General features: G+C 54.5%; 21 protein-coding genes. 13 read left to right on the top strand and 8 right to left on the bottom strand.

Features of this window, described 5'->3' with window-relative positions; translation table 11 throughout:
* The first annotated feature begins 10 nt into the window (after positions 1-10).
* The 3 genes from IPM21_16935 to IPM21_16945 all read left to right on the top strand — a co-directional run bounded on the left by IPM21_16935 (position 11) and on the right by IPM21_16945 (position 1,955).
* Positions 11-448, top strand: a complete 438-nt coding sequence (locus IPM21_16935) for a hypothetical protein (protein ID MBK9165558.1) — start codon at positions 11-13, stop codon at positions 446-448.
* A gap of 129 nt (positions 449-577) precedes the next feature.
* Entirely contained in the window at positions 578-1,426 is an 849-nt protein-coding gene (locus IPM21_16940; protein MBK9165559.1) for a 3-hydroxybutyryl-CoA dehydrogenase, read from the top strand.
* A gap of 25 nt (positions 1,427-1,451) precedes the next feature.
* Entirely contained in the window at positions 1,452-1,955 is a 504-nt protein-coding gene (locus IPM21_16945) for a hypothetical protein (GenBank protein MBK9165560.1), read from the top strand.
* Positions 1,956-2,088: 133 nt separating this feature from the next.
* Here the strand turns inward: IPM21_16945 and IPM21_16950 are convergent, their stop codons facing one another.
* The gene (locus IPM21_16950; GenBank protein ID MBK9165561.1) at positions 2,089-3,399 is read right to left on the bottom strand and encodes a hypothetical protein; all 1,311 of its coding nucleotides are present in this window, start codon (positions 3,397-3,399) and stop codon (positions 2,089-2,091) included.
* A gap of 155 nt (positions 3,400-3,554) precedes the next feature.
* Here IPM21_16950 and IPM21_16955 point away from each other — a divergent pair, with 155 nt between their 5' ends.
* The 3 genes from IPM21_16955 to IPM21_16965 are packed head-to-tail and all read left to right on the top strand — an operon-like array spanning position 3,555 to position 7,136.
* A complete protein-coding gene (locus IPM21_16955) occupies positions 3,555-5,324 on the top strand; it encodes a UbiD family decarboxylase (protein ID MBK9165562.1) in 1,770 nt (589 codons plus the stop codon).
* 6 nt (positions 5,325-5,330) lie between these two features.
* Entirely contained in the window at positions 5,331-6,242 is a 912-nt protein-coding gene (locus IPM21_16960; protein MBK9165563.1) for a metallophosphoesterase, read from the top strand.
* Between the two features lie 3 nt (positions 6,243-6,245).
* Entirely contained in the window at positions 6,246-7,136 is an 891-nt protein-coding gene (locus tag IPM21_16965; protein ID MBK9165564.1) for a metallophosphoesterase, read from the top strand.
* 121 nt (positions 7,137-7,257) lie between these two features.
* On the opposite strand, the gene IPM21_16970 is transcribed toward IPM21_16965, so the two are convergent.
* Positions 7,258-8,517 carry an alkaline phosphatase family protein gene (locus IPM21_16970; protein ID MBK9165565.1) on the bottom strand — a complete coding sequence of 420 codons (1,260 nt, stop codon included), beginning with the start codon at positions 8,515-8,517 and terminating at the stop codon, positions 7,258-7,260.
* A 147-nt stretch (positions 8,518-8,664) separates the two neighbouring features.
* Here IPM21_16970 and IPM21_16975 point away from each other — a divergent pair, with 147 nt between their 5' ends.
* Entirely contained in the window at positions 8,665-9,375 is a 711-nt protein-coding gene (locus tag IPM21_16975; GenBank protein ID MBK9165566.1) for a hypothetical protein, read from the top strand.
* Between the two features lie 258 nt (positions 9,376-9,633).
* Entirely contained in the window at positions 9,634-10,122 is a 489-nt protein-coding gene (locus IPM21_16980; protein ID MBK9165567.1) for a DUF3060 domain-containing protein, read from the top strand.
* A 6-nt stretch (positions 10,123-10,128) separates the two neighbouring features.
* Here IPM21_16980 and IPM21_16985 read toward each other — a convergent pair whose 3' ends face one another.
* From IPM21_16985 to IPM21_16995, 3 genes are read right to left on the bottom strand one after another with little or no spacing between them, the layout of a single operon-like run.
* Positions 10,129-11,385 (bottom strand): hypothetical protein, encoded by a 1,257-nt coding sequence (locus tag IPM21_16985; GenBank protein MBK9165568.1) that lies wholly within the window; start codon positions 11,383-11,385, stop codon positions 10,129-10,131.
* A gap of 18 nt (positions 11,386-11,403) precedes the next feature.
* Positions 11,404-12,714, bottom strand: a complete 1,311-nt coding sequence (gene asnS, locus IPM21_16990) for an asparagine--tRNA ligase (protein ID MBK9165569.1) — start codon at positions 12,712-12,714, stop codon at positions 11,404-11,406.
* A gap of 5 nt (positions 12,715-12,719) precedes the next feature.
* Positions 12,720-13,655, bottom strand: coding sequence for a hypothetical protein (locus IPM21_16995; GenBank protein ID MBK9165570.1), 936 nt, complete (start codon positions 13,653-13,655; stop codon positions 12,720-12,722).
* Here IPM21_16995 and IPM21_17000 point away from each other — a divergent pair.
* Together IPM21_17000 and IPM21_17005 are read left to right on the top strand one after the other, a co-directional pair.
* Positions 13,621-15,456 (top strand): ABC transporter ATP-binding protein, encoded by a 1,836-nt coding sequence (locus tag IPM21_17000; protein ID MBK9165571.1) that lies wholly within the window; start codon positions 13,621-13,623, stop codon positions 15,454-15,456. The two genes, IPM21_16995 and IPM21_17000, sit on opposite strands and share 35 nt — an antisense overlap.
* 26 nt (positions 15,457-15,482) lie before the next feature.
* On the top strand, positions 15,483-15,926 hold the full coding sequence (locus IPM21_17005) for a hypothetical protein (GenBank protein MBK9165572.1): 444 nt from the start codon (positions 15,483-15,485) through the stop codon (positions 15,924-15,926).
* Here the strand turns inward: IPM21_17005 and IPM21_17010 are convergent.
* The 3 genes from IPM21_17010 to IPM21_17020 form a co-directional block, all read right to left on the bottom strand.
* A complete protein-coding gene (locus IPM21_17010; protein ID MBK9165573.1) occupies positions 15,923-16,924 on the bottom strand; it encodes a phosphotransferase in 1,002 nt (333 codons plus the stop codon). The genes IPM21_17005 and IPM21_17010 overlap by 4 nt on opposite strands.
* A gap of 9 nt (positions 16,925-16,933) precedes the next feature.
* Entirely contained in the window at positions 16,934-17,914 is a 981-nt protein-coding gene (locus tag IPM21_17015; protein ID MBK9165574.1) for an NDP-sugar synthase, read from the bottom strand.
* A gap of 103 nt (positions 17,915-18,017) precedes the next feature.
* Positions 18,018-19,634 (bottom strand): VCBS repeat-containing protein, encoded by a 1,617-nt coding sequence (locus IPM21_17020; GenBank protein MBK9165575.1) that lies wholly within the window; start codon positions 19,632-19,634, stop codon positions 18,018-18,020.
* Positions 19,635-19,896: 262 nt separating this feature from the next.
* On the opposite strand from IPM21_17020, the gene IPM21_17025 reads away from it, so the two are divergent.
* The 3 genes from IPM21_17025 (at position 19,897) to IPM21_17035 (ending at position 22,772) form a co-directional block, all read left to right on the top strand.
* A complete protein-coding gene (locus IPM21_17025; protein MBK9165576.1) occupies positions 19,897-21,267 on the top strand; it encodes an MFS transporter in 1,371 nt (456 codons plus the stop codon).
* 65 nt (positions 21,268-21,332) lie between these two features.
* Complete coding sequence (locus IPM21_17030) at positions 21,333-21,878, top strand: LOG family protein (protein MBK9165577.1); 546 nt, start codon at positions 21,333-21,335, stop codon at positions 21,876-21,878.
* Positions 21,879-21,884: 6 nt separating this feature from the next.
* Positions 21,885-22,772, top strand: coding sequence for a TIGR00266 family protein (locus IPM21_17035; protein MBK9165578.1), 888 nt, complete (start codon positions 21,885-21,887; stop codon positions 22,770-22,772).
* Positions 22,773-22,810: the final 38 nt, after the last annotated feature.

Consider the following 22,810-nt stretch of genomic DNA (forward strand, 5'->3'; position numbering starts at 1 on the left):
ACATACAATCATGACAGCACAGGAACACAATCGGTTGATCAGCATTTTCTTTCATGTGCAGGGCGGGCTGCAGGTGCTCGGCGGCGTTTTGACCGTGCTTATCTATGTAGGGATCGGCGGCTTTTTTATTGCGGCAGGCGACCGGGACGAGCAGCAGTTCATGGGCGGGCTCTTCGTCGCGATGGCGGTCTTTGTCGCGGTCCTGGTTTTCCTTTTTGCTGCGCTCGATTTTTATGCGGGCTACAAGGTCGGGAAGGTGCAGCCGATCGGCCGGACGCTCGGGATCGTCGTGGCGATCCTTTCGCTGCTTAGCTTCCCGATCGGGACGGCGCTCGGCGTTTATGCCCTTTGGTTCTTTTTCGGCGATATGGGCAAGGCGCTTTACAACGTGGATGGTGCCGGCGGGCAGTTCCAATCACCGCCGCCGCCGCCAAATAGCTGGCAGTAGTATTTTGTTGGCAATTTTTCCGCAAGCGGCATGGGCCTAAACCCTGCCGCTTGTTTGTTTTGCCCCGGGCGTTTCGATATTCTTGTGGTTTAGGCCAGAACATCAATTTAATACAGGGACATTATCGAAATGAGTGACATTATTGGAGTAATCGGTGCCGGGACGATGGGAAACGGCATTGCTCAAACGGCGGCCGCTTCGGGCTTTGACGTCGTGATGTGCGACATCAGCCATGAATTCGTTGACCGCGGCGTTGCAAATATCAGCAAGAGCCTCGACCGCTTCGTCAAGAAAGAGACGATGACCGTGGAGCAAAAGGCCGAGGTGCTGGGCCGCATCCGGACGACGACGGCGCTTGAGGATCTGAAGGACTGCAGGCTTGTGGTCGAGGCGGCGACCGAGAATTTTGAGATCAAGAAGACGATCTTTGAGAAGCTGGATGCGATCTGCGGGCCGGAGGCGATACTTTCATCGAACACCTCGTCGATCTCGATCACCAAGATCGCGGCCGTTACGAAGCGGCCGGAGAAGGTCATCGGCATGCACTTCTTCAATCCGGTTCCGCTGATGAAGCTCGTCGAGGTGATCCGCGGCATTGCCACCTCCGACGCGACCTACGCGAAGGTGAAGGAGCTTTCGGAGAAGTTTGGCAAGGTGCCGGTCGAGTGCAACGACTATCCGGGATTTGTCTCGAACCGCGTGCTGATGCCGATGATCAACGAAGCGGTCTTTGCCCTTCACGAAGGCGTCGCGACCCGCGAGGCGATCGACGAGATAATGAAGCTCGGGATGAACCACCCGATGGGCCCGCTGACGCTGGCGGATTTCATCGGACTCGACGTCTGCCTCGCCATCCTCAACGTGCTCCACGAAGGCCTCGGCGATCCGAAATACAGGCCCTGCCCGCTGCTTAAGAAATACGTTGATGCCGGCTGGCTCGGCCGCAAGAGCGGCAAGGGCTTCTATGACTATCAATAAAGAATCGACTTAGCGCTAGGAATAGATGAACAAACCACCTTCGATCAAAAACTCGATCCGATCTGTGTTGTTGATTTGGGGAGCGTTCACTTTCGCCTGCGGATCTTCAACGTTAGATGATCCGACGGCGATCGCAATGATGTATGGAGGAAGCCAACTCTATCCTTCGTATGAGGTCACATTCAGGGCTAACGGCACCGCCGAATTCATAAGTGTTGTCGGTCCACGGGATCGAACTACCTTGCCGGAAGATATTGCAGAAAGACAGCATTCGAAATATACAGGGATGATCGCTCCCGATCAACTTCTCCGCCTAAAAGAAGTCCTTTTGGAAAACGGATTTAGTGGAATGAGCACCGAATATAGCCCGTCGACTGGCGGAGATCTTACGAGGATCAGGGTGGAATTCGGAAACGAGGCGAAGGAAGTCCCCAGCCAGCACGGCAGTCAGGGCCCGAAGTTCGATCTCATCAGGAAGGCGATCGAGTCAGTTATCGACCAGATCGAATGGACCAAGACGCCTATTTAGAGATCCCGTTAGAAACATTTAGTGCCAATGCATTCGAATCTACGTTCATTCATCGAAACGCTCAGGAAGGAGAATGAGATCATCGAGATCTCTGCCAACGTCGATCCGTATCGCCCTTGTTTACTCACTGACACTATTTCGAAACCGAAGCGCCCTTCGCCAATTCTTTTTTAAGGTTAAGTTTTAGAATGACGGGAGACACAAGCTTGTCCATGTTCAGTCCAGCGTTCTCACTCACCAACGGCCATTGGCTGTTCGCAACGAAATAGAACTCATCGCCCACGACCATTCCCAGCGTTGGTTCCATGAAATCGGAATGGTTTGCTTCGAGCGGTTTGAAAGAGGTGATGGCCCCATCGGCGACGACAAATGCAACCACACGATTTGGGTTGACACCATTCTGGATCGCTATCAGTTTACCGGCGTAGAAATAAAGACCATCTATTCCCAGCAAAGTAACCTGGTCTGCTGGTTTCATTTGCGTTATTTCTCTCGACTGAACATCAATACGAAATATGCCTTTAGAATAATCTGCAACATACAGTACTTTTTCGGTGGATCCGAAGGTCAGCCCTTGAAGCGAAACAAATAGGTCAGACGTGGTGAACGCCGATAACTGATCGGTTTTCGGATCGATAGAATAAATAGTCGGCGCCGCTGAATCTGTAGCAAATACGCGTCCCTCATTGTTCAGAACAAGATCTCCAAGAGCATGATTCTCGCTTGCGGGAAGCCGGTAAAGTTTTAAGAGCTTTCCTGTACGAAGATCATATTTTGCTAATCCGGATCGGCCCTTTAATTCAGCCGTATAACCTTTCATTTGCGGCAATGCCGAAGTCGCTGCCCAAAGATGGTTCCGCTTCTGATCGATCTTGATCCCCAACACGCTCCAAAGACCGTCGCTCGGAGACGAGAAATCCTGTACGCTACCATCATTTCCGACCTTGATAATCTTTCGTTGGTGAACGCTTCCGGCGAACCAACTTTTACTCTTTGTGTCGAAAGCGACGCTTTCAGCGATCAGTGTCTTGTCTTCAATTGTTAAGGCTCGTGTGCTCGCGTTGATCGGCATTCTGTTAGAGTCGGATCTCGCCTTCAACGTCTTGAAACGCTCAGTTTCAAACAATGGCTTAAGATCCTCATTCTTTTCAAAGGCGTATGCGAGTCCCATTCCATTGAGGCGCTCGAGGCCATCCAACGAATCGTCCAATCGTCCATTTAGGGCATGTGCGACGGCGAGATTGTAGATAATGCGCGGATGATTTGGCCGGTTCCAATTCGCCGTTTCAATCTGCATTAGAAACTCGGCCCTATTCTTCGACTGATACGCTTTAACAGCCGCACGTTCCGCTGTATTCGCCGTCTGCATTTCCGACGCAGTTTGTGTTCGTATTACGCTAGAAAAGCTCGTCACAATTAGCAGCAAAAAAATAATTACTTTCATAAATTGTTCTGACTCAGATAGATAGGGGGTAACTTCGACGGCTTTGATGCATACAATATGACAATGGTTTTATCGGGTGATCGAAGTTTCTAATTTCCGCGAAAGTTTGCCGTTTAGCACCTGCTTTGTTTCAATTAGAATATAGCGGCTGACCGATCATGCATAAAGATCTACGTTCATTCATTGCACTCCTCAAAAGCGAAAACGAGTTGATCGAAATTGCAGCTCAGGTTGATCCATACCTTGAGATCGCTGAGATCCATCGGCGTGTCATCGAGGCTCAAGGAACGGCTCTTCTATTCACAAATGTTAAAGGCTCGCGTTTTCCCGTGATAACCAACATGTTCGGGACGATCAAACGGATCGAACTTGCGTTTGGTAAGAAACCACAGGAGTTCGTCCGGCGGGCGGTGGAGATGGTGGATATTCTCGTCCCGCCAAAGATCGGCAAGCTCTGGGGCTATCGCGACATGGGCCTGACGGCGCTAAAGCTCGGGACCAAGAAGTCGCGGCGAGCACCGGTGCTTGAGGTGCGGCAGGCGGAGGTTGATCTTGAGGCGTTGCCGCTCTTGCAGCTCTGGCATGAGGACGGCGGGCATTTTGTGACGCTCCCGCTCGTTTACACCGAGAGCCCGACATCGGGCCAGCCGAACCTCGGGATGTACCGAATCCAGCGGTACGACAAGCGGACGACCGGAATCCATTGGCAGATCGGCAAGGGCGGCGGATTTCATTACTACGAAGCCGAGCAGCATAGCGTGCCGCTCAACACAACTATTTTCCTCGGCGGGCCGCCGGCGATGATACTCTCGGCGATCGCACCGCTGCCCGAGGACGTGCCCGAGCTGATGCTCGCCTCGCTGCTTGCGAATTCGAAGATCGGAATGGCCGATAATCCGTTGGCGGGCCATCATCGGTTGATCGCTGAATCTGAGTTTGCGATCTGCGGCCACGTTCCGCCGCACGAACGTCGACCCGAAGGCCCGTTTGGCGACCACTACGGCTATTACTCGCTGACGCACGATTATCCGGTCTTTCACGCGGACGCGGTCTTCCACCGCAAAGACGCGATCTATCCGGCGACCGTCGTCGGCAAGCCGCGGCAGGAGGATTTCTTCATCGGCGATTATTTGCAGGAACTGCTTTCGCCGCTCTTTCCGCTGGTTATGCCAGCCGTCCGTGACCTCTGGAGCTACGGCGAGACGGGCTTCCATTCACTGGCAGCCGCGGTTGTCCGCGAACGTTATGGAAGGGAAGCGCTCTCGGCAGGATTTCGCATTCTGGGCGAGGGCCAACTTGCGTTGACGAAGTTTTTGCTTCTGACCGATAAGCCGCAGGACCTCCGCGATTTTCGTTCGCTATTCGAGCACATCCTGGCGCGAGTGGAGTGGCATCGCGACCTGTTCATTTTCTCGCAAACCGCGTTCGATACGCTCGATTATGCAAGCGGCAAGATCAACCACGGGAGCAAGGCGATCTTGATGGGGACGGGCGAAGCGAAGCGGGAACTTGCAAGAGAGTTCAAGGGCGAACTTCCGCTCGGAGTGTCGTCTGCGGCCGTATTCTGCGGTGGGTGTCTTGTTGTAAAGGGCACGGCATATGAGAACGACAAGGATCTTGGCGAGCGGTTGGCTGCTGCCGATGTTTTCAAAGATTGGCAGGTCGTGGTCATCCATGACGACATCAACTACGCTATCTCGCCGGAGAAGTTCCTCTGGGCGACGTGGACGCGGTTCAATCCGGCGACGGACATTTATGCACGTACAACGACCGTTAAGAACAACCACATCGGATACGAGGCCCCAATCGTCATCGACGCCCGAATGAAGCCTTGGTATCCTGACGTCGTCGAGGTTCGCGAGGATATCAAGAAGCTCGTTGACGAGCGTTGGGGTGAATATTTTCCCGGCAAGCTCCCGAAATAGATATCAATGAAAAAGTGGCTAAAGCGGATCGGTCTTCTCATCGGTGTCCTTGCGATCTTGCTCGGGCTGTTTCTTTCGTATTCGTATTTCATCGAGCCGCGGCAATTCGTCGTCGTTAATGACGCCATCGCAGTGCCGCATTGGGACGGCCGGTTGAACGGCCTTCGGGTCGTGACGATCGCTGATATCCACACGGGTTCGAATTTTGCTCCGCCCGAACGTATTCGCTTTGTCGTCGAGCAGGCGAATGCGCAGAATCCGGATGTTATCGTCCTTCTCGGCGATTACGTCAGCGAGTCCCGCTTTGACCGCGAGCGTATGCGAACCGCTCCCGACGGTACCGACCGTACGGAACTGAAAGTGCCATTCGAGAGCGTGGCGGAGAGCCTTAAGGGCTTGCAGGCAAAGTACGGCGTTTATGCCGTGATCGGCAATCACGACTGGTATCACAACGAGCAAAAGATCCATCGAATGCTCGAGGAAATATCCGGGATCAACGTCCTGAACAATGAGATCCACGAGGTCGAGGTCAATGGCGCTATCCTCCGCATTTGGGGTATTGAGGATCTTTGGAAGAACCGCACTGTGCCGGCAGCGGCGTTCAACGCCCTTGCCGAAAAAAAGAACATCATCGCGATAACGCACAACCCCGACACGCTTCTTTCGGCACCCGAAGGCTTTTCGATCTTGTTTGCCGGGCACACGCACGGCGGCCAGCTAAATTGGCCGATCTTCGGGCCGAAGGCCGTGTTTAACGACCCGCGATTTATGGATGGCCTCGCGGTCGTTGACGGCAAATATGTGTATGTCTCAAGTGGTGTCGGGACGAGCGTAATCCCGCTCCGGTTCCGTGTGCCGCCGGAGATAAACGTCGTAACTCTTTCATCAAACACGGCGACAATGCCCGAGACCCCTTAGCCAATGCGGCGATTTATCCCATACATTCTGGCCGGCATCGCATTCAGCCTTTTGGCTTTGGCGTACGGCTATTTCATCGAGCCGCACCGGCTGGTCGTCAATGAAACTGAACTGGAGATCAACGGCCTCGACCCGGCGTTTGACGGCCTGCGCTTCGTGGCAGTTGCTGACATACATGCCGGCTCGCACGGAGTCGACGCGGAGCGGATGAGGGAAGTGGTCGATGAGATAAATGCCCAAGATGCCGACGTTGTCGTAATGCTCGGCGACTACGTCTCTCAATTAAATGACGGGAAACCGATCCGGGAAAGACAGCTCAAAATGCCGGTCGAAAGCCTGACCGAGGGCCTTGCGGGGATAAGGGCAAGATACGGTGTTTATGCCGTGCTCGGCAATCACGACGGCTGGTACGACAATACATCGGTCGCCGAGGCGCTTCGCCGGGCGGGAATTCGGGTGCTTGAAAATGAGGTTGCCTTTATTGAACGCGGCGGGCGGAAGCTTCGGCTTTTCGGAATGCGCGACCATCTGCACATGGGAACCTGGGCGACGTTTAACCAAGATATGCGGCGGGCCATCGCTTCATATGAGCGGTCGGGCGACATCATTGTGCTCCAGCACAGCCCTGACGTCTTTCCGGTGATCAATGCGTTTAAGACCTTCGGTGATGATTTCAAGCTGATGATCGCCGGCCATACTCACGGCGGGCAGGTGCGTTTCCCGGTTCTCGGCACGCCGATCGTTCCTTCCGCCTTCGGCCAGAAATATGCCGCCGGCCATGTCCGCGAGGAAGGCAAAGACCTCTTCGTCACGACCGGCATCGGCACGAGCTTGCTGCCCTTTCGTTTTCTTGTCCCGCCGGAGATCGCTTTGCTGACGCTACGGAGTAAGTAGCCACCGATGGCACTGAGGATTTTGAGGAAGCGTTTCTGGATAAAACCTTTCGGTGACCTTTGGCGCTTGTCCGTGCTACAACACAAATATCCCACGAATCTCCATGCCCTCTGTGGCAAGATCATTTCAGGACCGACTTGATCCGCTTTAACTTGCCGTCGTTCTTTGCGGGCTCGAGCCCGAGGATCGTACAGATAAGTTCGTAAACGTCCACAGCTTCGAAGGGCTTCGCGACGTATCCGCTCTTAAACTTCGGGCCGTGGCCGACGAACATCGAGCGCATCTCGACAATATCGTTGTCGTAGCCGTGAGCCCCGCGAACCGCGTCGAGCCGGCCGTCTTTCTCCGCACGTTCCATCCGCTCTCGGGTCGTGATGACGGTCCCGGCTTTGGGAACGACGACCAGCGGTGCAATTCGTTTATTCTTGCCAAACTTGAACCGCTTTGGAAATTCACTTCGCCGGTAGACGGTCGCGGAAGCCGGAAGTTTTGTTTTGATTGCGTTATAGATCGCGTCCTCCTTGCCGGGCTTTGGAAAGATCTGCGTGAACTCGCCGACCCAGAAAACGCGCTCGGCGTCGTTCGTGTCGAACATCTCATCAAGGACGACCGCATCGCGCATTTTGTACGGTGCCATTCCGTGATCCGACGTGAAGATGAGATTCACCTGCTCAAGTATCCCGCGAGCCGCAAGCCCATCGACTAGTCTCCGGATATTGCCATCAACGCGAAGTATCGCCTCGCGGTTCTCGGGTGACTCGGGTCCGTGGTTGTGGCCGGCGTCGTCAACGTCAGAGAAATACATCGTGATCATCGTAGGACGTTCGGCAGCGGGGAGATCAAGCCATCCGAGCACGGTATCAACTCGGGTATCGTTTGGAACCTTGCCGTCGTAATCTTTCCAGAACTTCGGCTGCATCCCGCCGATCACTGTTTCGGTCCCCGGCCAAAAGAATGCAGCCGAGATCTGCCCTTTTTTTTGAGCCGTATTCCAGACGGGCTCGCCGCCCCACCAAACCGGATCTTGGACGGCCTTACGATTCGCGAGCCCGAAAGAGAGACCACGCTCGGCGTCGAACATATTGTTTTCGATCAGCCCATGGTTGTCTGGATAGAGCCCTGTAACGATCGAGTAATGGGCCGGAAAGGTCTTTGTAGGATAGACGGGTTTCATCCACCGGGCACGAACGCCGTTCTTGGCTAGCTCGTTAAGCGTCGGCGGTTTGTGCAACTCAAAATAGTCAGCCCGAAAGCCATCGATCGAGACAAGGATGACCGTTGGCCGTAGGTCGCCGATCCGTTGCTGGGCAATAACGGCTACAGACACCCCAAGAATAATGATTAAAGTAGCGAGCCATCGCAGACGTCTATTTGCGTACATAGATCTCGTGTTTCCCGTGAGGGTTGAGTTGATAGTAGTTCTCCTCTATTATATCGGCGTTAAGAAAGCCAACAAATTCAATCCGGGGGAATTCCTTACTTGAAGAAAAACGACCCAAAAACAACACTGGGCCTGTGTGCACTGGCCATGATATTTCTCGGTGTCGCCTGTGGAGGGGCGGAGAAGACCGAGGTACCAACAGCTACACCAACAGCGACGCCAGCGGCGCCGAGCCCGACGACGGAAACACGCGTTACCGAAAAGGATATCGCGGGCAACTACTCAGTTACGGGTACGAATGAAGGCGGCGGTGATCAGTACACCGGCGACCTGGGGGTGACGAAGCGCGAGGGCGTTTATCAGTTTACGTGGGTCAGCGGCCCGAATACCTATGACGGGGTTGGGGTTCGTACAGGAGACAAGGTAGCGGTCTCGTTCACCGAAGGGAACAACGGAAAGGGCTGCGGTGTCGTGCTCTTTTCGATAGCCGGAGACGGCTCGCTTGACGGCAAGGTCGGCTACTGGGGCGTTAACGAAGCCGCGAAGGAGACGGCTAAGAGAAGTTCAGGCTCCGACCTCGAGGGAAGCTACGACATCACGGGCTCAAACCCGGACGGCTCGAGCTACACGGGAAAACTTTCGGTAAGCAAGCAAGGCAGCGGATATTCCTTCGCTTGGGATGCGGGAACCGTCTCGAAAGGCTTTGGTGTTCGTGATGGCAACTCGGTGGCCGTCGGCATCGGTGGATCGCAATGCGCTTTCGTAAGCTACAGAATCGGCCCGGAAGGAACGCTTGACGGCCGATGGGGCAGCCCGGGCTCAACCTCGGTCGGTATCGAGATAGCGAAAAAGAAATAGTCTGAACTGCAGGCAGCTCGAGCATGGATCTGTGTAACTTGAGTATCGAACCACGGTCGCATTGTTACGATTTGGAGCGAGGTTCGTGCTAGTACCTCGTGCCCTCATATGTAATTCGCGGGAGTCCGTTTCTAAAGGGGGACAAACCGCCTATTCTCCGAACCGTTTGGTGGTCTCTGAGACGGCGTTTGTGTTTTCCTACAATGGTTCTTCACCTGCCGGCCGGAAATCGCTTACTATGAAGTAAAGGAGTTTACGATGAAAAAGCTGGTTCTTTTGTTGGTCTGTACGGTTCTTATCGGGTGCGATGTGCAAAGCGGCATCTCGAAAAAGAGCGTCGAAAAGTATATGCCGACGCCTACGCCGACCGTGGAACCGACCCCGACCGAAGAACCGATCGACCCGGCTGATGTGGTGAACGTTGATACCGCCCAACAAGGGCCGCTGCTGAGCGTCAACGGCCCGAACGTGACAAAGACCGTCAACTGTGACCGCTATAATCGCGTTATGATCAATAGCGGCGGGAACAAGGTGACCATAAAGGGCGCATGCAATCAGGTGATGGTCAATGGCGATGAGAACGAGATCACGGCCGAGGCGACGATGGAGTTTGTCTTTAACGGCACCGGAAACAATGCGACTTACTCAAAGTTTGCGAACGGTAAACGGCCTCGCGTCACCGATAATTTAGGCGGCAACCTTGCAGAAAAGGCCGACGCCCCAGTTGACAAAAAAGACGGGAAGTAAAATTGGCTACTGCGCTGAAGGCACCGCGGCAAAGCCGCCGTCGAAAAACTGCCGGGCCTTCGACATCGCCGGAGCCATGCCTTTCAAGTGATTTAGCTCGGCATCTTTGATGATCATCCGCCGGAGCCGCTCGGCCGGAACGCCACGACGCCGCATCGCATTGTAGGCGACCTCGGTATTTTGCTGGCTTACGACCGTATCGCCATCGATGGCAATGAGCAGCATCGGAACCCGCGGCGACCAATTATAGACGTCGTTTTCGTTCAGCATTCGGACAAATGCATTACGCCTATCGTTTCGCTGCATCGCTCGCATAAATCCGGGTTGAAGTACGCTGGAAAGCCGGTTCTTTGATCGCATTAAGGCGGTCGTGACCCCGATATTGCGGATAACGCCGTCGTCGGTCGGGCTGAGGTTGTAGTTGACGGCGAGAGCGTTTGCCAAGGTCGGCTTGTAGAAGTCACGCCAGCGAAGCTTCTTCTCTTTCACAAGATAATTCACGGCGTACGAGGTCAGATAAACCCGTAGAATAAAATCGACCTGCTCACCCGTATCCTCAAGCATGAATTTGCGCGTCGTACCTGAAAGGTCATACGGCCCCGCAGCGGGAGCCGAGGCCGTCACGGTATATTCCGGTCCGCTGAAAGCTTGGAGGGCCTGCGTGAGTGCCATTGCGACACCTCCGCCTTCGGAATAGCCCGTGATGAAAAGATCGTTGCCGATGGTGTAGCTTTTTTGGCGGGCCAATTCGCGAGCCGCGGGAATGATATCGACGCCAGAGCGGGCGTTCACCTTGCTGAGTGGATACGGATGGGCGGCCTTCTGATCACCGAGGCCGATGTAATCTGGCAGCACGACCGCATAGCCGCCGGTCGCAAAACCGGTGATAGCCTCGATGGTCTCCGGAGCTTCGCCCTCGCCCTTGAATCGCGAAGGAGAACGGTCGCGGTCAACGGTCGTCCCGTGACAATAAACGACCAGGCCCTTCGGTGCACCGCCGACCGGCCATGCCACGAGGCCCGTTAGCTCCGCAGGTTTTCCATTGGCATCAAGCGAGCGGTAGGTGATCTTGTAAAGCTCGACCGCCGTCGTGGTTTCCGGCACGGCATACTTGCCGTAAACCTTCGCCATCCGCTCATTGAGAGCGGCGGCCGACATCGTGCCGTTTGCCTCATTGCTAACAAGCTGCTGTGCCGCGACGGCGCAAGCGAGAAGCATTGCGAAAAGCAATGCAGTAAGGGAACGTTGCAGGTAACTGTTCATTTTGCCCTACTTGATTTCTTATGGCCGAAGCCTGTAAAGCATTCTCGGGAAAGGGATCGTTTCGCGGACGTGTTCGATGCCGGCCATCCAGGCGACGGTGCGTTCGATTCCCATGCCGAAGCCGGCGTGGGGGACGCTGCCGTAGCGGCGAAGGTCGAGATACCACTCGAAGATGTCCTGCGGCAGGCCGTGATGTTTGAGCTGCTCCTCGAGATAGGGAAGCGAGGTCGCTCGCTCGCCGCCGCCGATGATCTCGCCGTAGCCCTCGGGTGCAAGCAGGTCGATGCCGAGAGCACACTCAGGCCGGTCCTTATCGACCTCGAAGTAAAAGCCCTTGATCGCGGTCGGGAAATGGTGAACGAACACGGGCAGGCCAAACTGCTTAGACAGGTAAGTCTCATCCGGGGCACCGAAGTCACCGCCCCATTCGAAATTGTTCTCCAGCTCGCCCTTGGCGTGGCCTTCCTGAAGCATTTTCACTGCATCGTCGTAGTGCAAGCGGGGAAACGGGCCCTTTATCGCTTCGAGCACGGTCGTATCGCGCTCGAGCGCCGCAAGCTCAAGTTTGCGATCGTTTAGGACGCGGTCGACGATATGCAGGATCAGCCCTTCGCCGAGGTCCATCATGTCTTCGTAGCCGGCGTAAGCGACCTCGGGCTCGACCATCCAAAATTCGGTCAGGTGGCGGCGGGTCTTCGACTTTTCGGCACGGAACGTCGGTCCGAACGCATAGGATTTACCGAACGCGGCAGCAGTTGCTTCGTTATAAAGCTGGCCGGACTGTGTGAGATAGGCCTTGTCGTCGCCGAAATAATCGACCTCGAAAAGTGTGGTGGTTCCTTCGCAAGCCGCGGGCGTGAATATCGGCGTATCGGCGAGCGTGAAACCGTTCTCATCAAAATAATCACGAACGGCTTTGATCACCGTATGGCGGATCTTCAATACGGCATGCTGCCTCTTCGAACGGATCCAAAGGTGCCTGTGGTCCATCAGGAACTCGGTGCCGTGCTCTTTTGGTGTGATCGGGTAGTCGTGGACGTTCTGGAGCACTTCAAGACCGGTAACGTCGATCTCAACGCCGATCGGCGAACGGGCGTCTTCTTTTACGGTTCCGGTGACGATGATCGAGGACTCCTGTCCGAGTGCCTTGGCGGCTTCAAAGACATCCTCATTGTTGCCTTTGAAGACAACGCACTGAACGGTGCCCGTGCCGTCCCGGAGCTGCAAAAAGACGAGCTTTCCGCTCGACCGGGTGTTATAGAGCCAACCTTTGAGCGTGACAGTTTCGCCGATATGGTTCTCTAATTGCTCGATATAAACTTGGTTCATGAATATTAAGTGCAGACGTGAGAAAACTTTAGCGTGTATTTTACTTTACCTTTGGTGAACTGGCGAAATCCAAGATAGTCGTTGTCCGGATCCTTCGGAAACCGCCTTAAGTCAACGTACTTCGTAATGATATCGGCTGATGTCCTGGGCACAAAACGCAGAGCGCCATCAGCGGAGGTGCCTATCAGAAGCGACTCTATTTCTAGGTCCATATAAACCGTTTTGCCGTCGGCGGAAACCGCGGCAGGTTCAACGCCGCTATGAACGTACCAACTACGTGTGGTTTTTCTCAGAGTTGCATCAACGAGTTCGACCTTTTCAAACAAGAATTTGTTCTTCGCCGAAATACTAACGGAACCTTTATCAGTCACTATTTGCAGTTGATCATTGGCCGCTCTGGTGATCGGCAGGTCGAGCGAACAGCCGCAAGGCGCGTCGCCGGGTTCTTTCGCCATAACCTGCATATTATTTCCGTCTCCACCCGTCAACGGATAAACATGAAAGACTTCGTTGTATTCAGTCAAAGGGAACTTGAACTCAGTTTTGCGTGATTCGACATCGCACGGATCAATATGATAATTGAATCCGAGAACCGCAAGGCGCTCGTTGGCATGATCAGCCAAACGCTGCGGCGCGATGTCGGGTTCGGCTTCCTGTTTTTCCCTTAGTTCCGTCAGCAAGGTTGATGGCAACACCCGAGGCAGATCAGACCTGACCGACTGAGCCTCTATGTTGGGTGCAACGGCCAAGCATAAGACGATCAACGCAAAAGAAACCGATATTACTTTCATCTGATCCAGCCTCAATGCAAAGAGTTTCGAAAAAGTTATATTAACATGTCCTACAGCAACGAACTCAACTGCATCGGGCTTGACTTTGTTCGGCCAGAATAACACCTTGAAAGGTATGCCAGGTGATAAGAAAGAGAAGAAGAAGGTCAACTACTCCGGGGCATGGGCTGAGGCTCGCAAGATTGTCTGGCGTGCGAGGTGGCGGCTTGCGTTCGGAAGCGTCCTGCTGCTCATTTCGCGGCTTGCGGGGATGGTCCTGCCCGCATCGACCAAGTTCATCGGCGACGAGGTCTTTGTAAATCAAAGATACGAGCTGATCAAATGGATCGCATTGGCCATTGGCATCTCGACGCTAGTTCAGGCCTCGACTTCGTTCGCTCTTTCGCAGATCCTCGGCGTTGCGGCACAGCGTGCGATAACCGAGATGCGCAAACGCGTGCAGGCTCACATCGAACGGCTACCGATTTCCTACTTTGACTCAACCCAAAGCGGCCAACTTATATCGCGGATAATGAACGACGCTGAAGGGATACGCAATTTGGTCGGGACAGGACTCGGGCAGATCATCGGCAGTATCGTAACGGCGAGCATCGCGATCGGCGTGCTGTTTTGGATCAACTGGGTGTTGACCGTCGCCACTTTGGTAGTATTGCTGGCTTTTGGCGGAGTGCTCCTTTATGCCTTTAAGGTTCTTCGGCCGGTCTTTCGCGAACGCGGGCAGATAACGGCCGAGGTGACCGGACGGCTCGGCGAGAGCCTCGGCGGCATTCGGGTCGTTAAGGCATACACGGCCGAGCGTCGCGAAGACCTGAGCTTTGCCCGCGGGGCGCATCGGCTCTTCCGCAACGTCGCAAAGACCGTTACCGGCATCTCGGCGATCGGGTCGTTCTCATCCGTCATCATCGGTGCGATAGCGGTGGTGATGATCGTCATCGGCGGCAACGCGGTCCAGGGCGGAACGATGACGCTTGGCGACTTCTTGATGTACATCTCCTTTACGTTCTTGCTTGCGATGCCGGTGATCGAACTTACATCGATCGGAACCCAGATCACCGAAGCGCTCGCCGGACTCGACCGGATCAGGGAAGTGATGGCGATGCCGACCGAGGACGAACAGGATAAGGAACGTCGTCCGCTTCCGAAGATGGACGGGTCGATCGAGTTTCGTGATGTAGAGTTCGAATACGACGAAGGTGTGCCTGTGCTCAAAGGGATATCATTTCACGCCGATGCCGGGGCGACCACGGCACTTGTCGGCTCGAGCGGCTCGGGAAAATCTACGATCTTGAGCCTCGTGCTGAACTTCATTCGTCCGACGAACGGAACGGTGCTAGTTGACGGCATTGACCTTCAGTCGATACGGCTAAGAGACTACCGTAAGTATCTCGGCGTGGTATTGCAGGACAACTTTCTCTTTGACGGGACGATCCTTGAGAATATCCGCTTTGCGAATCCGGAGGCCACGATCGAGACGATCCGGGAGATGTGTAGGGTTGCAAACGCGGATGAGTTTATCGAGAAGTTCCCGGATGGCTATGAGACCGTCGTCGGTGAACGCGGCGTCAAACTTTCCGGCGGCCAGCGGCAGCGGATCGCGATCGCACGCGCACTGCTCGCAAATCCGCGCATCCTCATCCTCGACGAGGCGACGTCGAGTCTGGACAGTGAGTCGGAAGCGTTGATCCAGGAAGGCCTGAACAACCTTCGACGCGGCCGCACGACCTTCGTAATCGCCCACAGACTATCTACGATCAGAAGCGCGGACCAGATATTGGTGATCGAGGCCGGCGAGGTCCTTGAACGCGGTACGCACGAGGAACTGATATCGATGGACGGCCGTTACAAGCAGCTCTACGACAAGCAGTACCGTTTCGAGCAAAATCTATTCGTTAATCCGGGTGAGGATTTCACATCAGCTGGTACTGACGGGACACCGAGTTCTAAACTTTAATTGAGACAGACATTTCCTTGAACACTATGAGCAACACTGAACAACCTCAGAACTATTCGAACCACACACGTTGGTTTCCGCTGGTCCATTTTGTGATCTTTCCGCTGTCGCTCGTCCTGCTCGTTTGGGCGATCGTCGATGCGTGGCGGTTTTTCGACTCGTCGTCGTTCAGATCTCTCCTGCTGGTCGTTGTCGTGATTCTCGTAAGCCTCGCCGCAAGGGTGCAGGCTCTGCGAGCTCAGGACAGGCTGATCCGATTAGAAGAGCGGCTTCGGTATTCGGTCGTGCTCTCGCCTGAGCTTGCTGCTAAAGCAAGTGATCTCCGCGTCGGGCAGATGGTCGCGCTTCGATTTGCGTCTGATGAAGAACTGCCGGAACTGATCTCGGAAGTTCTTGCCGGAAGGCTCACTACGCAGAAGGAGATCAAAACGGCGATCAAGAATTGGAGAGCAGACCACTTCCGCGTCTAGCCGACCTCGGCCGAGAGCAATTCGCGGAGGTTGGGATATTTGCCGAGCCGCTCGAGCGACCGGATGACGATGCGAAACATCGGACGGATGTAAGCCTCAAAGTGCTTTTTGCCCCGAAAGGCTGACTGGAACGAGAAGGTCCCGACGGCCTTAAGACAACGCTGTACGGTCTGATGATCGAACTCGGACGCGAACTCACCATCATTGATCGTGGGAAGCCCTAGTGGGGTGCGGCTTTTTAGGAAATGATGGATCTTCCCAGCGATCCAATCATCGGAAGGCGGTTCTGTGACCCGGTCGAGAAGCAGCGAAACCAGGTCGTACGTGACCGAGCCGATGCGAGCGTCTTGATGGTCGATGATTGCCAGGCTGCCATCGGGGCGGATCATGAGATTCGCGGCGTGAAAATCGCGATGGCAGAGAACGGCAGCACGTTGCTCAAGCCAGGCTGAAAGTTCCTTGAACTCGTTCGAAACGGATGATTCAATTGCGGATGGTATCTCTCGGCCTCGCAGAGAATGGAAATAGTGTTCGCGAAAAAAATCGAGCTCCCACGATAGCTTCGCCTCATCGAACCTCAGTTTGCCCGCGATCGATCCGCTTGAGATCGCGAGATCGGTTGCCGATTGAATCCTTGGAATAAGCTCGATCGCAGCCTCAATAAGCCGATCTCGCTCTCCTTCGGTCGCGGTCAAAAGGGAATCGCGGAGTATTCGATCTCCGAGGTCTTCGAGAATTACAACAGAGTGCTCCGCGTTGGACTTCACAACCTTGGCCACGGGCAGACCAGCCTGGATAAAAAGCCCGGTTACGTCAATAAGTTGGTCGGGCCCATCGGTGTCACCATCGCCATAAACGCAGGCGATGACCGTGCTATCGCCATTCTTCACGCGAAAAAACTGGCGCGTTGATGCATCGGGCGTGAGCTCGGCTTCTATCTCGCCGAGCCCTGCCTCACGAAGGAATTCCTCGAGCCTATTTTGCTGTTCTTCCGACAATTTGATTGCTTACCGAAGCGGGACCACGTATAGATCGCCGTTGAATTCGCCCGGCTCCGCCTTCTCGGGGATCTCTCTGCAATTGCGAACCATATCCGCTCGAACGATCGCGGAATCAAAGAATTTCTGACCCGACCTGATGACAACACCGTCGCCAACAATAGTACGCTCGAGTTTCGCACCGGGTTCGACTATCACATCGTCCCATAGAACGGTGTCATTGACGGAATTCGGTTCGGCGATCTCGGACCGACGGCCGACAATCGTTCCGCCGCCGTCGTACATAGCCAGCGAGATCTCGAGGTACCGCTTCATTGTTGATAGTTCGAACCAACGTCCATCCGTGATGTGAGCGGAGATGACCGCGCCGGCATCGATCGCCGGACGATAGAAGGTCGGCACAATATCTGAATAGACTCCGCGAGGAATGTAATCAAAAACACGCGGTTCAAGGATCTGGATTCCCGTAAACATATACGGCGGCTCGTTGCTTTTACCTGAAGCCTCAAGAGACGGCATTCCGCCAAACCCTTTAACGCGGTTTTCGGACGTAAACACCTCGGTAAAACGCTCACGGGCGACATTTGGCTTAAGCACCATCGTCGCGATCGCCCCCGAAGAACGATGCGTCTCGATAGCGGCAGCAAGGTCAATGTCGGTGATCAGCTTTCCGTTGATGACAAGAAATGTTTCATCCCCGAGGAGTTGGCGAGCGTGGTCGAGAGCCCCGGAGGTTCCCAAAATGGCGGGCTGCTCGATCGAATAGTTGATCTTGACCCCAAACTGCGATCCATCACCGAGAGCCGCGATGACGGAATCGGGTTGGTGATGGAGGTTTACAACGATCTCGCGAAAGCCAAACTCTGCGAGGTATTCGGCGACATAGCCGACCAAGGGTTTACCCAGGAAGGGAATTGCCGGCTTGGTTCTGTCGATGGTCAGCGGGAAAAGCCGTGTGCCGAATCCCGCAGCCAAGATCATTGCTTTCATGCGTATAAGCCGCCACAAAACGAGTGACGAATTTAGAGCTTACTCAAAAACGATCAGAGGCTGCAAACGCAGCCTCTGAAAGCAAATGAATTATCGGTAGTTCCTAGTTGATCTGGTAGTTCGCAACCGCGAAATCACCAGTGGCACCAAGCTGGTAAGTTGTCACAGCGTTATTGGTTCCATTGAGGATCCAGAAAGTTCCGATCGCGGGACGCCAAACACCGAAGTCGGCCTTGCCATCACCATCGTAATCGCCAAGTACACGGACATCTGAATCTGCAGACGTTCCCCAGCTAACCTGATACGGGCTGCCGGGAGTTGCACTCGGTCGGACGTACCAAACGCGAGCACCGCCGGCGGTTCTGCTTACAGCAAGATCGGTCTTTCCATCGCCGTCATAGTCGGCCGGAACGATAAAGTCGGTATCCAAGCCGAACGGTACGATCGCAGTTCCGCCACCCGAAAGCAGGTGCCAGAAGGCCGCCTGTCCGCCGCCGGCCGAACGCTGGACAACAAAGTCGTTCTTTCCGTCGCCGTCGAAATCTCCAACCGCCGGGAACGATGTGTCACCGCCAGTTCCCCAAGGAACGAAGGTAATGTTACCTCCCGGGTTGTTGAGGCTGCCGCGATAGAAGAAGGTTGCCTGGGCGCCAGCCCCCGCAGGAGCACGGAAGACAGCCGGATCAGCTTTACCGTCACCATCGTAGTCGCCTACTACCGACGGGTTGTCACCGGTCACGCCAAAGGTCTCGATCTGGAGTCCGAAATCGGAACTACGCAGAATATAAAACGCTGAGACATCGGCCGCACCCGGACGCCAGGTAACGATGTCCGCCTTGCCGTCGCCATCGAAGTCGGCAGGAGTGAAGAAATCGGTCGTGCCGATACCCCAGTCATAACCAACAACGGTGCCGGTCGAACTCGGATTGATGAACCAACGCGTTTGGCCAGCGATCGGCTGATTCGTTTGACGAACAACCGCGAAATCCGATTTGCCGTCTCCGTCAAAGTCAGCTACTGGCGACCCCGTCGGGGCAGCACCTGCGTCGATGGTGAGTGAGGCGGCTCCTACGCCACCCGTGTCACCGCCGCCAAAATCGTTAAAGCGAAGGATCCACGTGCCATTCGGGTCTGCAACGCCGGCGAAAGCCGGGCTTATCGAAGTAACCGTACCGCCGCTAACATCGCCGCCGACAGTTGTCGAGCGATAATCGCCTGAAGGAACCGGTGTACCTGCGACCGAAAACCAGTTCGTTGCAGCGGCTGTATCCTTAAAACCGTACGGTCCGGCAAGGTCGTTACCCGAGCCGCAACCGGTCGCAGTAGTTGAACCACGGCGGCCCTGTATCGGAAATTGTGTTCCGTTCGGGGCGATGAGCGTGGTCACAACGTCCCCGCTCCAAGTATGGGCCGGGCTGAACGTCATGTTGACCTCGACATTCGTCGGAGCTCCGCTCAACCCTGAGACCGTAAACGTGACGTCCTTATTCGGACCGCCAGGAGCACCGCAACCCGCAACTCCGCGATCCGGAATGGCACCAAGCGAACCAGCATCCGCCGGGAATGTTGCTGAAGGTGCGGCTGCCGCGACTTCAACGGATTTGCTCGCTTCGACCTGCGTGTCGAGCGAACCGAGATAGAAAGCTGTTGCGCCGAAAACGCCAACGGCGGCAACGGCGACAAGGCTTCGTGAGGACCAAACCTTTTGTGTCCAAGACATAGATAGAATCTCCCTCCACAGAGTGACCGATACCCCGGCAATGAACTACAGATCGCACATCCCCGTGTATCGGAAGACCAAATTTTCAAAATCAAAGAAAAGAAAAGTGCCCTAAAAGTACATCGTTTCGAATATCTTGTCAAGACACCACCGTAGGGCTACGATGACGAAAGTGTCTGTTTTCCTTACATTTCGCCTTCTTCGGTGTCGGGAGCCTTAGCTCCGATATCGTTAATCTGCTAACATCTCGAAGGCCAAACCGATGTCAGACAAGAACGACAAGAGAGAGATCTTTGGATGGATCACCTACGACTGGGCAAATTCGGCCTTTTATACCACGGTTGTCAGCGTACTCTTGGGCCCGTATATCACGGCTCTTGCCCAAAATGACGTCGGACGCGGGGGAACAGTGCTATCCCTCGGCGGGTATGCTTCAATAACTGCGGATAACCTTTTCACCTCAACGTTAGGTGTTTCTGTATTCGCCCAAGTCTTCCTGCTTCCGCTGCTTGGATCGATCGCCGACTATACGAATCTAAAGAAGCGAATGATGGCCGCGTTCTGTTATACGGGTGTTATCGCGAGTTCGCTGCTGTTTTTCGTTACCGGCGATGATTATCTTTGGGGATGTGTCGCCCTAATTGTTGCAAACATTTCGTTCGCCGCGACGAATGTTTTTTATAACGCTTTTCTCATCGATATCACCACAGAGGATCGCCGCGACCGCGTTTCGAGCCATGGCTACGCCGCCGGATATCTGGGCGGGATAATAATGCTCTTCCTCAACATTGCATTGATCCAGTTTGCCCCGAGTCTCGGCATCACAGAGGGCACCGCCGTTCGGATCTCAATGCTGGCAGCCTCCCTCTGGTGGGGCCTGTTCGCTATCGTAACGTTTAAGCTTTTAAAGAACCGCAACCAAAAGAGGGAGCGCAAAGACGGCCAGAATCTCTTCAGCGCAGGTTTCAAGGAACTCGGCAAAACAGTAAAAGAGCTTTCCGGCCTTCGATACACTCTTTTGTTCCTGATCGCATATCTGTTTTATAACGACGGCATTCAGACGGTTATCCTTAATAGCTCTGTTTTCCTTTCGCAGGAACTTTTCGTTTCCCGCGGGCTCGAGACCGACCAGACTTTTCTTTTGGGAATCTTCGTGGTTGCCCAGGTCGCGGCGCTGATCGGAGCGATCGGTTTCGAATACCTTTCGCGGTTCATCGGGGCAAAGCGAACGATCATTGCTAGCCTTGTGATCTGGTGTGGAATAGTTATTTACGCTTATGGGTTCCTTGAAACGCTTACGCAAGCCCTCATTATGGCTGCATTCATAGGCAGCGTTCTTGGCAGCACGCAAGCACTTTCGAGGTCGCTCTATTCTCAAATGATCCCGAAGGAACGAGAATCAGCTTTTTTCGGGATCTATGAGATCTCAGAAAAAGGCACATCATGGCTCGGAAATGCGGTGTTCGCCGTCGTAATTGGCGTAACAGGCTCATATCGCCATGCAATACTCGCATTGATTGCCTTCTTCCTTATCGGCCTCGTGCTTCTGGTCTTGACGAATACGGTGAAGGCGATACATCAGGCCGGTAATCTCACTCCTGAAGAGGCGGAACGTTCCTTTCCGCCAAACTGATTTGAAGCAGATGCCGTATCCGATATAATTTTGCTGTAGCCTTTTATTTTTGGAGGAAATTCTTTGTGCCCGAAACTGCTGCGGAGAAAATGGTGACGATCTTTGGTGGCTCGAAATGCACCGCAGATTCCGAGGAATATCAGGAAGCTTACGCTTTAGGGAAACGATTAGCTGAAGCGGGCTTCGCGATCTGCACCGGTGGCTATCTCGGCGTTATGGAAGCCGCCTCGAAAGGTGCCCGCGAGGCCGGCGGAAGGGTTTTCGGCATCGTGATGAATCAGTTCCGCTCTGAACCGAACCGGTTTCTCACCGACAAGGTTGCCACCGACCATTTTTACGACCGACTTCAGAACCTGATCACACGATCGATCGGGTTCGTCGCGTTTCGGGGCGGGATGGGTACTGTTACCGAGATCTCGCTCGTCTGGAATAAGCTTCAGACGAATGTCTTGTCACCGCGCCCCCTAGTGCTTGTCGGCGAATGCTGGCGCAACGTTGTTGCGAACTGGGAGCAGGAACTCGTCGTATCAAAGAAGGACGTCGGTCTTTTAGATTTTGCAGCAGATGCTGCAGAAGCAAGCTCTATCATTATCAAGCGTTCCGGAGTATAAGAATCAATGAATTGTCCAAAATGTACTGCTGATTTAGCTGCAAACGCACGATTTTGCGGGTCATGCGGCTTCACCCTCGTGGCATCCGAACCGCCGCCAGTCGTCGGTGCACCGCCGGTTATCGGGGCGCCACCGCCACGTAACAACGAGACGTTTCATTTTGATCAGGATGGCCGGGGCCAGGGCCGAGGTTACACCTGGGAGATCGCCCATGCGGGCTCATTCGCTCTGGCGCTCGTTAAGCTCGATTCCGGCCAGTCGATCAACGCCGAGGCTGGGGCGATGGTCTCGATGTCTTCTAATGTGGACCTTAGCTCGCAGATGAAGGGTGGCGTCTTTGGGGCCTTGAAACGCGCAGTTGGAGGCGAATCTGCATTTGTATCGACGTTTACGGCCCAAGGCGGGGCCGGCGAAGTTGCACTTGCTCCCGGCACGCCCGGCGATATTGTCGGGATCGAAATGCGGAATCAGCAGTTCAAGGTGCAGTCCAGTTCATATCTTGCCGGTGACACGAGTCTTGCGGTCGAGACCAAATTTGGCGGAGCGAAATCGTTTTTCGGTGGCGAAGGCCTTTTCCTTCTTGAGGTAGGCGGAACGGGTTTGTTGCTGATCTCCTCATTTGGAGCGATATATCGGCGGGTTCTGGCTCCCGGCGAGGGTTATGTGGTCGATACGGGGCATTTGGTCGCCTGGGAAGGCCATATGCAGTATAACCTCCGAAAAGCTTCAAAGGCCGGTTTCTTCAGGAGTCTGGCTAGTGGCGAAGGCCTCGTTGCAGAGTTTTCCGGGCCAGGTGAGATCTTGATCCAGACAAGAAATCTTGCTGCGTTTGCCGGGATGCTCAAGCCCTTTTTCCCGTCGCAATCAAGCGGCGGAATTAACTTCGGAAGCTAGTATTCCGCCTTTATTTCGATGCGAACATAGTGAGCGAC

The organism is Acidobacteriota bacterium (assembly GCA_016716435.1).
Lineage (GTDB): Bacteria > Acidobacteriota > Blastocatellia > Pyrinomonadales > Pyrinomonadaceae > OLB17.

What these genes read in the sequence shown, in the direction of transcription:
- IPM21_16935 (MBK9165558.1), top strand. Translation starts at nt 11, where the DNA reads ATGACAGCACAGGAACACAATCGGTTGATCAGCATTTTCTTTCATGTG.
- IPM21_16940 (MBK9165559.1), top strand. Translation starts at nt 578, where the DNA reads ATGAGTGACATTATTGGAGTAATCGGTGCCGGGACGATGGGAAACGGC.
- IPM21_16945 (MBK9165560.1), top strand. Translation starts at nt 1,452, where the DNA reads ATGAACAAACCACCTTCGATCAAAAACTCGATCCGATCTGTGTTGTTG.
- IPM21_16950 (MBK9165561.1), bottom strand. Translation starts at nt 3,399, where the DNA reads ATGAAAGTAATTATTTTTTTGCTGCTAATTGTGACGAGCTTTTCTAGC.
- IPM21_16960 (MBK9165563.1), top strand. Translation starts at nt 5,331, where the DNA reads ATGAAAAAGTGGCTAAAGCGGATCGGTCTTCTCATCGGTGTCCTTGCG.
- IPM21_16965 (MBK9165564.1), top strand. Translation starts at nt 6,246, where the DNA reads ATGCGGCGATTTATCCCATACATTCTGGCCGGCATCGCATTCAGCCTT.
- IPM21_16970 (MBK9165565.1), bottom strand. Translation starts at nt 8,517, where the DNA reads ATGTACGCAAATAGACGTCTGCGATGGCTCGCTACTTTAATCATTATT.
- IPM21_16975 (MBK9165566.1), top strand. Translation starts at nt 8,665, where the DNA reads ATGATATTTCTCGGTGTCGCCTGTGGAGGGGCGGAGAAGACCGAGGTA.
- IPM21_16980 (MBK9165567.1), top strand. Translation starts at nt 9,634, where the DNA reads ATGAAAAAGCTGGTTCTTTTGTTGGTCTGTACGGTTCTTATCGGGTGC.
- IPM21_16985 (MBK9165568.1), bottom strand. Translation starts at nt 11,385, where the DNA reads ATGAACAGTTACCTGCAACGTTCCCTTACTGCATTGCTTTTCGCAATG.
- asnS (MBK9165569.1), bottom strand. Translation starts at nt 12,714, where the DNA reads ATGAACCAAGTTTATATCGAGCAATTAGAGAACCATATCGGCGAAACT.
- IPM21_17000 (MBK9165571.1), top strand. Translation starts at nt 13,621, where the DNA reads ATGCCAGGTGATAAGAAAGAGAAGAAGAAGGTCAACTACTCCGGGGCA.
- IPM21_17005 (MBK9165572.1), top strand. Translation starts at nt 15,483, where the DNA reads ATGAGCAACACTGAACAACCTCAGAACTATTCGAACCACACACGTTGG.
- IPM21_17015 (MBK9165574.1), bottom strand. Translation starts at nt 17,914, where the DNA reads ATGAAAGCAATGATCTTGGCTGCGGGATTCGGCACACGGCTTTTCCCG.
- IPM21_17020 (MBK9165575.1), bottom strand. Translation starts at nt 19,634, where the DNA reads ATGTCTTGGACACAAAAGGTTTGGTCCTCACGAAGCCTTGTCGCCGTT.
- IPM21_17025 (MBK9165576.1), top strand. Translation starts at nt 19,897, where the DNA reads ATGTCAGACAAGAACGACAAGAGAGAGATCTTTGGATGGATCACCTAC.
- IPM21_17035 (MBK9165578.1), top strand. Translation starts at nt 21,885, where the DNA reads ATGAATTGTCCAAAATGTACTGCTGATTTAGCTGCAAACGCACGATTT.